The sequence below is a fragment of the Bacteroides sp. M10 genome, assembly GCF_014334015.1.
In the GTDB taxonomy this organism is placed as follows: domain Bacteria; phylum Bacteroidota; class Bacteroidia; order Bacteroidales; family Bacteroidaceae; genus Bacteroides; species Bacteroides intestinigallinarum.
This window is the reverse complement of record NZ_CP060488.1, coordinates 4,368,535-4,381,045: the sequence shown is the minus strand read 5'-3', so window position 1 is coordinate 4,381,045 and position 12,511 is coordinate 4,368,535. Positions and strand designations below refer to the sequence as shown.

Sequence of the window (12,511 nt, the reverse complement as noted above, 5' to 3'; positions counted from 1 at the left end):
TTAATTTTTACTCAATTTCCAATACCTCACCTAATAAGCCTCTTTATCCCCACGGATGACATTATACACAGTCTTATACATGATATATAAGTCCAGAATGAACGTCCAATGCTCGATATACCAGATGTCACGTTGCACACGTCCTTCCATCTGCCAAAGCTCTTTCGTTTCTCCACGAAAACCTGTCACCTGTGCCCAGCCTGTAATACCCGGTTTCACAAAATGACGAACCATATATTTATTTATTAAATGGGAATATTCTTCTGTGTGCTTCAACATGTGCGGACGGGGACCCACTAAAGACATATCCCCTTTCAATACATTAATAAATTGAGGAAGTTCATCCACATTCGTCTTGCGAATCAGATTACCGATACGGGTTTTACGAGGATCACATTCCGTAGCCTGAAGCGTATCACTTTGTGCATTCACCCGCATTGAACGAAATTTATAGCACCAAAATTCACGACCATCTTCACCGCTTCGTTTCTGTTTGAAAAAGACAGGTCCGGGAGAACTTATCTTTATAGCCAGTCCCACAATGATATATATAATCGGGAAAAGGGTACAAAGGAACAGTAGCGAGCAAATAATATCAAAGCTACGTTTCACAATACGATTTTCCAATAACTCAAGTGGCTCACGACGGATAGAAAGTACCGGAACATTACCTAGCATTTCAAAATACATTCTCCGTTTCAGATAGTTCCGGACATTGGGAACGCTGAAAAAACGAATCAGATGATTCTCGCAATAGTTGATAATCGGTACAATTTCAGCACTACGGGCGGAAGGAAGACTACAATAGAGCTGGTCTATCTTTCCCGCATTACGGGTCAAATAATCAACAGCTTCGCACGGCTGTCCCAAATAAGCTATATTCATAGGATAGCGGTCTGATGGGAAATCTTCAAAATATCCCAGCACACGATATCCGGATGTCGGATCATCCGTCATGGAATGATAAAGTTCCTGCATATTTTCATGGCTACCCACCAGTACTACCTTTCGGACATTTTCCCCACTTTTGCGATAAAGCTCCAGAATATAACGAAACGTCAGGCGATAAGAAATAATAACGATAATGAGAACTACGTAAAATGCCCCCAACTGACGCAGGTTAACACATTCAAAATGGAATATGTACGAAAGTCCCAGTACCATCAATACAAAAGGAATCATGTTCCGTGCTACCCGAAGCATTATTTGCTCCGGACGAACCACCGGACGATGAAGGATCACTCCAGAACGAATGTTGCAAACCAGATAACATAAAGTCATCAAAGCCATGTTCTGGAAAAGAGGCATGGAAAACTCAAAAGGAGAACGGTTTCCCCAAAGAGAACCAAACACCCACAACAGTAAGTTCAGTAAAATGATGTCCCCTGAAAGGACAAAAGATTTTAGGACTTTATTAAAACGTTGGACTTCCTGCATTACTTTATTCTTGATTTAGATTTTCATCCATATCCTCATTTTTCTCCCTATACTCAATATAAAGTTCTCCCCATTCTACCATTTTGGCTCGAAACTCTTCTTTTGTGAGATTGTCATAGTAATAGGAAAAAAGACGGGTAAAATCACTTAGACGTAAATCTCCCCAGATGTCATCTTGTAATAAGTGGGTTTTCCCATGTGGATTTCTTTACGCATAGCCTCTATTGCCAAGTTAGCACGTTCAAACTGCTCTGCGATGAAATGGCCCAGTACGGGATGATTAAATTTTTTCATGTTTATAATTTTATTAATTGTTAAATACGTTGTATTATATGTTAATTTTATGCATATCCGTTCAGACATGTCTGAACGATATATTTAAAAGCTATTTCTACCTTCGCCCCGCGTTTTGAAAATTCAAGGCGATAATCAAAAAATATAAATGTTATGACAAACGATTTTAGAATGTCTTATTTCATGCCTCCCATTGCTCCCATCAAAAATGAACAGGGACGGATTGTTACTCCTGCAACACTGATTCCCTCCTGCGAAGTCTCCGTAGAACAAGTTTTTCAAATGATAACCTGCAACGAGAATCTCAAAATTCTGACCGAACAAGTACGCAATTCCGGAGATATACGGACAGCAAAAGCATCACTATTGCCTTATGTGACTCCCTGTGGTACGTTCTCGCGTCGCAACAGCAAATGTTTCGTAGCTTCTTCACATCTGGTAGTGGTAGATATCGACCATCTCGATTCCTATCAGGAGGCAGTGGAAATGCGCAGCACATTGTTTAATGACCACCTTCTGCATCCTGTACTCACGTTTATCAGTCCCAGCGGACGGGGCGTGAAAGCATTCGTACCCTACGATCATTTACCCATGGCTAACGACACAAACAGTATCATCGAAAATATGAAACTGGCAATGATGTTCACCGTGCTGCTCTATGGTACGGAAACACTTCCCCCATTCGGAGAAAAACGTAAAGGGGTAGACTTTTCCGGTAAGGACATTGTAAGGTCTTGTTTTCTTAGTCATGATCCGGGAGCGTTGTTTAGAAACAACAAATAATTAGATATTAAAAACTATAAATTAAAATTATGGACGAAATTGAATCGTTATGCCGCCTCTGTGAGGCGGTTGAAACTGCAGGAGCGGATATTGCCCCTACGTATGCTGAATATGTACAACTGGCGTTCGCCATCGCAACGGATTGCGGAGAAGCGGGACGCGAGTTTTTCCATCGGTTGTGCCGGGTGTCTGCCAAGTACGAACGGGAACATGCCGAACGGATATTCTCCAATGCACTTACTACCCGGCATGGAGATGTCCATCTGAGCACTGCATTCCATCTTGCTGAAAGGGCGGGTGTGACTCTCTGCAAAGAGGAAATGATGAACCACCGGAAAAATGCAAAAAATGCAGGAAATGCACCGTCCAAAAATCTCACACACACGCACGTATATAATAAGGTGGACAATGAAGAACCGTACGAATCCGAAGAACTGCAGGACGGGAGTGACCCGAACCAGCCATTGCCCTCTTTCACCGAAGCGGACTGGCCGAAAATCCTGCTGCTCATCATGAGTTATGCCACCAGCCCCACACAACGCGATGTCATGCTGCTCGGAGCATTGACCGCCATAGGTGCCAGCATGGAGCGATATGTGAGATGTCCATACGCCGGCAAACTCCAGTCTCCTTGCCTGCAAAGTTTTATTGTAGCCCCTTCCGCCTCGGGTAAGGGAATTCTTTCGTTCATCCGGCTGCTTGTAGAGCCTATTCATGACGAGATCCGCCAAAAAGTAGCGGAAGAGGTCAAGGCCTACAAAAAAGAGAAAGCCGCCTATGATACCATGGGAAAGGAGCGCTGCAAAGTGGAAGCTCCTCAAATGCCCAAGAATAAAATGTTCCTCATCTCGGGTAATAACACCGGAACGGGTATTCTGCAAAATATCATGGATGCCAACGGCACAGGACTTATCTGCGAAACCGAAGCGGATACCATCTCCGCTGCTATCGGTTCTGAATACGGACACTGGAGCGATACACTCCGCAAAGCATTCGACCACGACCGTCTGTCGTACAACCGGCGCACCGACCAGGAATACCGGGAAGTAAAGAAAAGCTATCTCTCCCTCCTGCTTTCCGGCACGCCCGCACAAGTAAAACCACTCATTCCCTCGACAGAGAACGGTCTCTTCTCGCGCCAGCTGTTTTATTATATGCACGGTATATGGACATGGATCAACCAGTTTGAAAGTGGCGAAACCGATCTGGAGGCCATCTTCACAGGCATAGGCCTGGAATGGAAAAAGCAACTGGACCTGATGAAAGCACACGGGCTTCATACGCTCCGGCTCACTGATGAACAAAAGCAAGAGTTCAATACCCTCTTTGCCGATCTGTTTTTCCGTTCGGGACTTGCCAACGATAACGAAATGAGCAGTTCCATAGCCCGACTGGCTGTCAATACGTGCCGTATCATGGCAGAAATAGCTATGATTCGTGCACAGGAATGCGACCAACCTTATCAGTTCAAGGATTCTTCCTCCCCTCTGCTGACCCCTGACAAGGAGATTGCCGCCGATAATATCAAAGACGGCATTATCACCCGTTGGGATGTGACAATCACCGCTGAAGATTTCCATGCGGTGCTGGAACTTGTAACTCCGCTCTATCGTCATGCCACACATATCTTATCTTTTCTTCCTTCCACAGAGGTCAAACATAGAGCCAATGCCGACCGGGATGCACTTTTTGAAATAATGGGCAACCAGTTCACCCGTGCACAGTTGTTGGAGCAGGCTGAAAAGATGAAAATCAAACCTAACACTGCTCTTAGCTGGCTGAACCGTCTGATAAAAAAAGGATTGCTTATCAATACAGACGATAAAGGCGTTTATACGCGCACGCATGTGTGCGTGTGTTAGGGAGCCCTCGGAAAAAGTGCATTTTTTGCATTTATATAACAACAGGACGTTTCATGAATCCTAAAGCGGCGCTTTAGAGGTGGTAAAGCATAGCTTTACGATTGCTAAAGCGGTGCTTTACTTTTCCGCTCTTCTAAGGTTCTCCCAAGGCATCTACAATCACTCTCACCTCCAACGGGGTGAATGAGCGGCGCTTTGATTCGTAACCTAAGTCGTACAGACGTTGCAGAAGTCCGGGACATAAAGAGATCCATTTCTTCATCTTTCGATATGCAGCAATGTCAGTTAGTTCCGGAGAATAAAGTTGAGCCAGTTCCATGCGTCCGTAGGCACGTATTTTGAATTCGTTCATAATGAATAAGTTTCTGATTTACAGTTACAAAAATAACAAAACATATCCACATATCCTACGTTTTTCCATTGAATAACCGACCGTTACTGCGCATAATTGACAACAATCGCGTGCAACTGTAGACTATTGATTTCTGCGGGTTTCAGGGTTGTATCTTTGTATCGTCGAAAGGGAAAAGAATCCCCCGGACACAATGTTTAACCCTTTAATTTATTGTTTTATGATTCGTTACAAAATTTATCAAAACCAACAGCAAAAAGGCCTGAATGCAGGCAAGTGGTTCGCCCGTGCAGTAAGCGACGAGACGTTTGATTTGGCCAAGCTTGCCGAACATATGTCGAAACACAATTCACCGTATTCCGGTGGTGTCATCAAAGGTGTACTTTCCGACATGGTAGACTGCATCAAGGAACTGCTGCTCGACGGCAAATGTGTGAAAATCGACGACCTTGCCATCTTTGGTGTGGGCATCCGCAGTAAGGCAGCTGATACGCTGGAAGATTTCTCATTGGAGAAAAACATCACTGGTATGCGTCTGAAAGCCCGTGCTACCGGTAATTTGTCAACCACCAACCTGAAACTCGACAGCCAGTTGAAACAGCAGGCCGAATATCAGAAACCAACAACTGCCGGAGGAGGTTCTGATTCGGGTGATACCCCTGATCCGAAACCGGATGGTGGCGGTGAAGCGCCTGATCCGGCTGCTTAATCCTAAATCCTTTATTTTTAATCTTTAAAAAAGTAACATCATGAGTAATTCATCTTCTCCCCGCTCCATATGGAGCTTCATCATCAAAGTGATTATCACCGTTGCCACCGCTATCGGAGGTCTGATCGGAGTACAGAGCTGTATGTAGCCTTATGCGTACCATCACTCTGATTATCATTCATTGCAGTGCCACGCCGGAAGGAAAGTCTCTTTCGGCGGAGGCTTGCCGTCAAGATCATATCCTTCACCGGAGATTCCGTGACATCGGCTATCACTTCTACATCACCCGGGACGGAGAGATCTGCCAGGGCCGTCCTCTGGAAAAGGTCGGGGCACACTGCCGTGACCATAACACCCATTCGATAGGTATTTGTTACGAAGGAGGGCTGGATATGGCGGGACGTCCCAAAGACACGCGTACATTGGCACAACGGGCTTCTTTGCTCGGTCTGCTCCGCGAATTGAGGAAAATATTTCCTAAGACGTTGATTGTAGGCCATCATGATTTGAATCCGATGAAGGAGTGTCCGTGTTTTAATTGTACAGAGGAGTACCGGGAATTAGATGGTATTATCTAAGTATATTGACCAGCAAACTGGCAATAGATACCAAAATGGAAAATCCCGAAACCCACATCGTCGTACTTGTTCCGATGTCTGCGCTCTGCGCTTTGGTTTTATTAGGAGTGACATACAGGATGTCATTCTGTTGCAACTGATAGTAAGGAGATAATAACAAATCCGCGTCGTTCAGATTGAGTGTAACAAACTGTTTATGCCCATTCCTGTCTTCGCGGATTAGTTTTACATTATCACGAACACCATAAATAGTCAAATCTCCTGCCATGGCAAGGGCCTCGAGCACATTGATCTGCTCATTCACCACCGGATAAACACCGGGAGAGGCCACTTCACCCAAAACGGAAACTTTAAAACCGGACATACGGACTACTACCGTAGGTCTTTCTTTCACGTAAGATTTCAGTCGCTCCGTTATCAGGTTTTCAGCTTCACGACTTGTTAAACCGTTCAAAGGAAGTTTTCCTAAAACCGGATAATTGATATTTCCCTGATCGTCCAATAGAAACGTACTGCCTTGCGCATTGAAAGGCTGCGAAACAACCGGATCGGAAGTGGAAACAAGAATGGAAACTTCATCACCCGGTATCAGCCTCGCGTCCTGAACAGGCGCAACTTGCGTATTCGCCTGTTTCAAAATCTCCGCATCCTGCAAGTAAGGTACTTTCTTATAGGACTGGCAAGCCGAGAGAAAGAAGAAAAAGAATATCAGTGCAAAAGCACCGGATAATTTCGTATTCATGTAAATGGTGGATAAATGATGACGGGATTAGTTTTTCTCGCAGACAGCCTCGACATAACCAATAGGCATATTAACGCAAGCGCATCCCAGCATATTCAGCCGGACGGCAATCTTGCTTTTGCCATCGACATTGACCAGTTCACCAACCAGCCCGGTAAGAGGTCCTTTCACAACACGGACTTTCTCACCACGTGCCAAAGGAGAGCTGTTCATACAAATAGCTTCCTCGGAATAGTCGAGCATAAAACGGAAACGAGCCATCTGCTCATCAGGAATTACCGCCGGAGAGCTCTCACCACGCATCACCATATAACGGCTAACTGTAGAAAAACCCAGAACTTCTTTGCGTTCTTTCGGATTTACGTGCACAAATACCATCATTGGAAGAAGAACAGACTCAACTATTTTGCGACGGTCACTCCACTGATGAATTTCTTGTTGGACAGGGACGAAATTCTCGATCCCCATTTTGTCTAAACGTTCGGCTACCTTCTTCTCGTGGTGCATACGAACCAGAGCAACATACCAGCGTTTAGAGTGTGCTACGCCTTCCCCTGTCCCATCGCTAGGCCCAGCACTAAGTGATTTTGGTTTTGTTAAAATCATGTTTTTTTACCCCATGTTATTCCGTTACTTCTTAGGTAACGGACAATACACACACAAGGCGCGCGTCTCTATAAAAATGGAAATCACATATAGGAATAGGGCACAAGAAAGGAACTGCCTAATACTCAACAGGAAAAATCCAGAGATTAGGCAATAAAAAGTTTAGAACATGAAAATAAAGTTATTTCATGTTCGGATAGTTTTTTTCCTATATTTCAGATAAAACGAAAAAAAGTGGAAGAATATTTGCTTACTATTTATGTTTTTGTCTATCTTTGCGTCAAATTTAAGTTCCGTTACCTAAGAAGTAACACACATACTTTAGTTCTGAATACTAATACTTTGCACTTTTTGCCCTGCCTACACAACAGTTTTTAATGTAAGATAAATTCCCTTTATTTACCTCTGTACGTTCTTTAAGTCCAAAGCCTTTCAAATAGATTTGTGTGGTTTTTATAGATTTATGGCCCAATGATTCACTAATCATTTCAATAGGTACTCCCCGATACTTCGCTGTCGTTGCCCAAGAATGGCGAAGTGTATAGGAAGTGACTGGAGATTGCAAATGCAAGGCTCTTGCCAAGTCCTTCAAACAATTATTGAATTGGCGAAGAGCGGACTGATATTCCCGGTACCCTCTTTCATCCAGACGTTTTTGATCGCCGCTAAGGATGTCAAACAGATAATCCGGACAATCGGGTTGTGCATCTTCCCTATTGCGAAGCTGGTTAATCATTTCACTGGCTGTATCAAGTACTTCCACACTCATCGGGGTTTTAGTTTTGATACGGTTGTATCGCAACACATTCTGTTCCAAAGCCGATTTCTCCAGGTGAGCCAGATCAGCGAACGACATTCCACAAAACTGGAACATCAGGGCAGCAATAGCCTGTGTACGACGCAAACGCTCCGATTTGGGGTCCTCATACAGAAGCTTATGCAATTCGACAGCAGGCAGGGCCTTCTTCTGGCGAACATCGACACCGGTATAAACATCATGAAACAGTCGCGGCACATAAGGCGCAATGCCCGCTTCTACTCCCCGGTTATAAATACTACGAAGCATACGCATATACGTAGAAATCGTGTTGGGCTTTAAGCCACACTCGTAAAGATACTGCCCGTAGCGTCGTAAACTTTCCCGGGTGACTTGTCTGAACGACACATTGAGCGTGCCGCAAAACTTGCTGAAAGAGAAGAGAGCATTCTTGTAGACATGCGCCGTAGAATAGCGTCCCTCCTTTCGCAAACGGCCGATGTAGAACTCTGCACATCGGCTAAATCCATTTTTGTTCCTCATTACATCACTAGTTATTTTATATATTTCAAAAAAACATCCGACTTTGTCCATCATGAGAACGGAACAAAGTCGGATGACCTTCATTTTGTACGCTATTATCTTATACGTATGTTTCCAGCAATTTCACACTTTCTCCTTCGGGAGTGATAGTGACATCTTGCGTGGTAGCAGGCAACAGGATAGATTCTCCTGCACTAACAGTCAGTTCATTACCTTCATTGTCTCTCATCTTGCAGGATCCTTCCATACAGATAAAGATCACGAATGAATCGAGTTCGGAATAGTCGCAACTGATTTCTTCAGTCATGTCATACAGAGAAGTCGTGAAGTAAGTGCAAGCAACCAGTTCTACCGGTTCGTCCTTCAACGGTTCGTATTTAGTGCGATAGTCATCCAACACTTCGTAGTTGATGGCTTCACGAGCTAAATCGGTGTGAAGTTCGCGGGTTTTACCATTCGCATCTTTACGGTTGAAATCGTAGATACGATAAGTTATATCAGAAGTTTGCTGAATCTCGGCGATGAAAGAACCTGCCCCGATGCTGTGCACACGTCCCGCAGGAAGGAAGAAAACATCACCCGGATGAATTTCATATTCCTGCAATACGTCGGTAATCGTATTGTTCAACACGCGTTCTTTATATTCTTTCGGGGTAATCTGTTCAGAGAATCCTGAACGCAATTTAGCTCCTTTGTCGGCATCTACCACATACCACATCTCGGTTTTTCCCATCGAATTGTGGCGTTTCTTCGCCAACTCATCTGTTGGGTGTACCTGGATTGACAAATCCTGTTTGGCGTCGATGAACTTAATGAGCAGTGGGAATTTGTTGCCGAAACGGGCATAATTCGCTTCACCAACCAGCTCCTCGCGATACTTTCTTACCATATCGGCCAAGGTTAAACCTTTATCCGGGCCATTAGCCACCACGGATTCATTGTTCTCAACACCGGAAATCTCCCAGCTTTCTCCTACTCCTTTCAAGTCTGAATTCAAATGCTTGAATGGAATAATTTTGTCGCCCCCCCAAAGCGTCTGCTTCAGAATAGGTTCGAATTTTAATGGATACATTTTTGTTTTTCTTGTTATAAACTTAGATTAAATTCGCTCGGATTGTTACAATCCGGGAACAAACATACAAAAAATAGTTCAGTTTTTAAGAAAAGGAGGATGAAAATTCATTTAAGAAATCATCTTTTGTTCTTGTATCCAAAGAAGATGAAGTAATAAAGCTAAACTTTCCTAAAGCACCTGTCATATTTAGTCGGAATAATTTGTGAGTAAGAAAGAATTTCCCTTTATTTGCAGGAAATTTTTAATAATACCAGACATGAATAACACATTCCCAACAGAAGGGAATCTATCAGGGCTCAGCCGGAAAGATTTCCAAAAGGATATAAATGATAAGAAAACTGATTTATTTATCCTCAAAAACACAAAGGGAATGGAAGTAGCTGTAACCAATTACGGATGCGCCATTCTTTCTATCATGGTACCGGACAAAAACGGTAAGTATGCTAATGTAATCCTCGGACACGACAGCATCGACCACGTCATCAACAGCCCGGAACCTTTCTTAAGCACTACTATCGGACGCTACGGCAACCGTATCGCGAAAGGAAAATTCACCTTGTTCGGCGAAGAACATGAACTCACGATTAACAACGGACCTAACTCTCTGCATGGTGGACCTACCGGTTTCCACGCCCGTGTTTGGGATGCTGTCCAGATTGATGAGAGCACAGTGCAATTCAACTATGTTTCTGCTGACGGCGAAGAGGGATTCCCCGGCAATCTGGAAGTGGAGATGACTTATCGCCTTGACAACGAAGTTAATGCATTGAATATTGAATACCGTGCTACCACCGACAAAGCTACAGTCGTTAACTTGACTAACCACGGTTTCTTCAACCTCGCCGGTATTTCCAACCCTACTCCTACTGTTAACAACCACATCGTTACGATCAACGCTGATTTCTATACTCCTATCGACGAAGTCTCTATTCCTACCGGTGAAATTGCCAAAGTAGAAGGTACTCCGATGGATTTCCGTACTCCGCACACTGTAGGCGAACGTATTGACGACAAATTCCAACAACTGATTTTCGGTGCAGGATATGACCACTGTTATGTACTGAACAAGATGGAAAGCGGTTCGCTCGACCTGGCTGCCACTTGCAAGGACCCGGAAAGCGGACGTATCATGGAAGTATATACCACCGAAGCGGGTGTACAACTCTATACGGGCAACTGGCTCAACGGATTTGAAGGTGCACACGGAGCTACATTCCCTGCCAGAAGCGCCATCTGCTTTGAAGCACAGTGTTTCCCGGATACTCCGAACAAACCTCATTTCCCATCGGCTACTTTGCTGCCGGGTGATGAATACCAACAGATCACTGTCTACAAGTTTACAGTAGAAGAATAAGATTTGAAAAATAACTAACCTAATTTTATAAACTAACATTTTTTTTGAACCATGACACAAGAAAAAAAGAACGGTAATCTCGTCGCAATTATCACGATGTTCTTCATCTTTGCGATGATCTCTTTCGTAACAAACCTCGCTGCTCCATTCGGAACAATCTGGAGAAATGAATATGCGGGTTCGAACACTTTAGGTATGATGGGAAATATGATGAACTTCCTGGCTTACCTGTTTATGGGAATTCCTGCCGGTAACATGCTCGTTAAGATCGGTTACAAGAAGACTGCTTTGATTGCAATGGCAGTAGGTTTCCTCGGTTTGTTCACACAGTATCTTTCCAGCTTATTCGGAGCAGGTGCTGAAGTATTCGCATTCGGTGAGTATGTTATCAAATTAAACTTTGTAATCTATCTGCTTGGTGCATTCATCTGCGGTTTCTGCGTTTGTATGCTTAACACAGTGGTAAACCCGATGTTGAACCTTCTCGGTGGCGGTGGTAACAAAGGTAACCAGCTGATTCAGACTGGTGGAGCTCTTAATTCTTTGTCTGGTACATTGACTCCGCTTTTTGTAGGCGCTTTGATCGGTACTGTTACTTCAAGTACTGCTATGTCTGACGTTGCTCCTCTGCTCTTCGTTGCTATGGGTGTATTCGTTGCTGCATTTATCGTTATCTCATTTGTTGCTATTCCTGAACCACACCTTCAGAAAGGTGGAGTGAAGAAAGAGAAATTCTCTCACAGCCCATGGAGCTTCCGTCACACTTTACTGGGTGTAATCGGTATCTTTATTTATGTAGGTATTGAAATCGGTATCCCAGGTACACTGAACTTCTATCTTGCCGATTCAAGCGATAAAGGTGCCGGTATCATGATGAACGGTGCTGCTATCGGTGGTGCTATCGCTGCTATCTATTGGTTGCTGATGCTTGTGGGACGTACTGCAAGTAGTGCTATCAGTGGTAAGGTTTCCAGCCGTGCACAGTTGATCGTTGTTTCTGCTACTGCTATCATTTTCGTATTGATCGCTATCTTCACTCCGAAAGATGTAACGGTTTCAATGCCGGGTTACACTGTAGGCGAAGGCTTTATGATGGCACAGGTTCCTGTGAGCGCCTTGTTCCTTGTACTTTGTGGTCTTTGTACTTCTGTAATGTGGGGTGGTATCTTCAACCTTGCAGTAGAAGGCTTAGGAAAATATACAGCACAGGCTTCCGGTATCTTTATGATGATGGTTGTTGGTGGTGGTGTATTGCCGTTGATCCAACAAAGTATCTCTGACTCTGTAGGTTATATGGCTAGCTACTGGTTGATTATCGCTGCTTTGGCTTACCTGTTGTTCTACGGCTTGGTAGGTTGCAAGAATGTAAATAAGGATATTCCTGTGGAATAATCACATAGAATAGAATTCAATTTATTC

14 protein-coding genes are annotated in these 12,511 nt (G+C 44.0%); 7 read left to right on the top strand and 7 right to left on the bottom strand.

Annotation, left to right across the window (positions count from 1 at the left end):
* Positions 1-30: 30 nt before the first annotated feature.
* Positions 31-1,437: an undecaprenyl-phosphate glucose phosphotransferase gene (locus tag H8796_RS15620; protein WP_117611013.1), complete on the bottom strand. Its 1,407-nt coding sequence runs from the start codon at positions 1,435-1,437 to the stop codon at positions 31-33.
* A 147-nt stretch (positions 1,438-1,584) separates the two neighbouring features.
* Positions 1,585-1,731: a hypothetical protein gene (locus H8796_RS15615; RefSeq protein ID WP_176817075.1), complete on the bottom strand. Its 147-nt coding sequence runs from the start codon at positions 1,729-1,731 to the stop codon at positions 1,585-1,587.
* A gap of 153 nt (positions 1,732-1,884) precedes the next feature.
* On the opposite strand from H8796_RS15615, the gene H8796_RS15610 reads away from it, so the two are divergent.
* Positions 1,885-2,514, top strand: coding sequence for a BT4734/BF3469 family protein (locus H8796_RS15610; protein ID WP_117611015.1), 630 nt, complete (start codon positions 1,885-1,887; stop codon positions 2,512-2,514).
* A 29-nt stretch (positions 2,515-2,543) separates the two neighbouring features.
* Positions 2,544-4,376: a DUF3987 domain-containing protein gene (locus H8796_RS15605; RefSeq protein ID WP_187343827.1), complete on the top strand. Its 1,833-nt coding sequence runs from the start codon at positions 2,544-2,546 to the stop codon at positions 4,374-4,376.
* A 133-nt stretch (positions 4,377-4,509) separates the two neighbouring features.
* On the opposite strand, the gene H8796_RS15600 is transcribed toward H8796_RS15605, so the two are convergent.
* On the bottom strand, positions 4,510-4,728 hold the full coding sequence (locus H8796_RS15600) for a DUF4248 domain-containing protein (protein ID WP_004297475.1): 219 nt from the start codon (positions 4,726-4,728) through the stop codon (positions 4,510-4,512).
* 220 nt (positions 4,729-4,948) lie between these two features.
* On the opposite strand from H8796_RS15600, the gene H8796_RS15595 reads away from it, so the two are divergent.
* The 3 genes from H8796_RS15595 to H8796_RS15585 are packed head-to-tail and all read left to right on the top strand — an operon-like array spanning position 4,949 to position 6,015.
* Positions 4,949-5,437, top strand: a complete 489-nt coding sequence (locus H8796_RS15595) for a DNA-binding protein (RefSeq protein ID WP_004307288.1) — start codon at positions 4,949-4,951, stop codon at positions 5,435-5,437.
* Between the two features lie 40 nt (positions 5,438-5,477).
* Positions 5,478-5,585 (top strand): smalltalk protein, encoded by a 108-nt coding sequence (locus H8796_RS15590; protein ID WP_158570828.1) that lies wholly within the window; start codon positions 5,478-5,480, stop codon positions 5,583-5,585.
* Positions 5,586-5,589: 4 nt separating this feature from the next.
* Positions 5,590-6,015 (top strand): N-acetylmuramoyl-L-alanine amidase, encoded by a 426-nt coding sequence (locus tag H8796_RS15585; protein WP_004297471.1) that lies wholly within the window; start codon positions 5,590-5,592, stop codon positions 6,013-6,015.
* Here the strand turns inward: H8796_RS15585 and H8796_RS15580 are convergent.
* The 4 genes from H8796_RS15580 to H8796_RS15565 all read right to left on the bottom strand — a co-directional run bounded on the left by H8796_RS15580 (position 6,008) and on the right by H8796_RS15565 (position 9,735).
* On the bottom strand, positions 6,008-6,757 hold the full coding sequence (locus tag H8796_RS15580; RefSeq protein ID WP_004297470.1) for a polysaccharide biosynthesis/export family protein: 750 nt from the start codon (positions 6,755-6,757) through the stop codon (positions 6,008-6,010). The two genes, H8796_RS15585 and H8796_RS15580, sit on opposite strands and share 8 nt — an antisense overlap.
* A 27-nt stretch (positions 6,758-6,784) precedes the next feature.
* A complete protein-coding gene (locus H8796_RS15575) occupies positions 6,785-7,363 on the bottom strand; it encodes a UpxY family transcription antiterminator (RefSeq protein ID WP_008644051.1) in 579 nt (192 codons plus the stop codon).
* Positions 7,364-7,697: 334 nt separating this feature from the next.
* Positions 7,698-8,663, bottom strand: coding sequence for a tyrosine-type DNA invertase cluster 3b (locus tag H8796_RS15570; protein ID WP_008644049.1), 966 nt, complete (start codon positions 8,661-8,663; stop codon positions 7,698-7,700).
* A 100-nt stretch (positions 8,664-8,763) separates the two neighbouring features.
* Positions 8,764-9,735 (bottom strand): type I phosphomannose isomerase catalytic subunit, encoded by a 972-nt coding sequence (locus tag H8796_RS15565; protein ID WP_117611017.1) that lies wholly within the window; start codon positions 9,733-9,735, stop codon positions 8,764-8,766.
* 259 nt (positions 9,736-9,994) lie between these two features.
* On the opposite strand from H8796_RS15565, the gene H8796_RS15560 reads away from it, so the two are divergent.
* Together H8796_RS15560 and H8796_RS15555 are read left to right on the top strand one after the other, a co-directional pair.
* On the top strand, positions 9,995-11,092 hold the full coding sequence (locus H8796_RS15560; protein WP_117611018.1) for an aldose epimerase family protein: 1,098 nt from the start codon (positions 9,995-9,997) through the stop codon (positions 11,090-11,092).
* Between the two features lie 51 nt (positions 11,093-11,143).
* Positions 11,144-12,484, top strand: a complete 1,341-nt coding sequence (locus H8796_RS15555) for an MFS transporter (RefSeq protein WP_004297464.1) — start codon at positions 11,144-11,146, stop codon at positions 12,482-12,484.
* Positions 12,485-12,511: the final 27 nt, after the last annotated feature.

What these genes read in the sequence shown, in the direction of transcription:
- H8796_RS15565 (WP_117611017.1), bottom strand. Translation starts at nt 9,735, where the DNA reads ATGTATCCATTAAAATTCGAACCTATTCTGAAGCAGACGCTTTGGGGG.
- H8796_RS15585 (WP_004297471.1), top strand. Translation starts at nt 5,590, where the DNA reads ATGCGTACCATCACTCTGATTATCATTCATTGCAGTGCCACGCCGGAA.
- H8796_RS15555 (WP_004297464.1), top strand. Translation starts at nt 11,144, where the DNA reads ATGACACAAGAAAAAAAGAACGGTAATCTCGTCGCAATTATCACGATG.
- H8796_RS15575 (WP_008644051.1), bottom strand. Translation starts at nt 7,363, where the DNA reads ATGATTTTAACAAAACCAAAATCACTTAGTGCTGGGCCTAGCGATGGG.
- H8796_RS15620 (WP_117611013.1), bottom strand. Translation starts at nt 1,437, where the DNA reads ATGCAGGAAGTCCAACGTTTTAATAAAGTCCTAAAATCTTTTGTCCTT.
- H8796_RS15615 (WP_176817075.1), bottom strand. Translation starts at nt 1,731, where the DNA reads ATGAAAAAATTTAATCATCCCGTACTGGGCCATTTCATCGCAGAGCAG.
- H8796_RS15560 (WP_117611018.1), top strand. Translation starts at nt 9,995, where the DNA reads ATGAATAACACATTCCCAACAGAAGGGAATCTATCAGGGCTCAGCCGG.
- H8796_RS15580 (WP_004297470.1), bottom strand. Translation starts at nt 6,757, where the DNA reads ATGAATACGAAATTATCCGGTGCTTTTGCACTGATATTCTTTTTCTTC.
- H8796_RS15600 (WP_004297475.1), bottom strand. Translation starts at nt 4,728, where the DNA reads ATGAACGAATTCAAAATACGTGCCTACGGACGCATGGAACTGGCTCAA.
- H8796_RS15570 (WP_008644049.1), bottom strand. Translation starts at nt 8,663, where the DNA reads ATGAGGAACAAAAATGGATTTAGCCGATGTGCAGAGTTCTACATCGGC.
- H8796_RS15610 (WP_117611015.1), top strand. Translation starts at nt 1,885, where the DNA reads ATGACAAACGATTTTAGAATGTCTTATTTCATGCCTCCCATTGCTCCC.
- H8796_RS15605 (WP_187343827.1), top strand. Translation starts at nt 2,544, where the DNA reads ATGGACGAAATTGAATCGTTATGCCGCCTCTGTGAGGCGGTTGAAACT.
- H8796_RS15595 (WP_004307288.1), top strand. Translation starts at nt 4,949, where the DNA reads ATGATTCGTTACAAAATTTATCAAAACCAACAGCAAAAAGGCCTGAAT.
- H8796_RS15590 (WP_158570828.1), top strand. Translation starts at nt 5,478, where the DNA reads ATGAGTAATTCATCTTCTCCCCGCTCCATATGGAGCTTCATCATCAAA.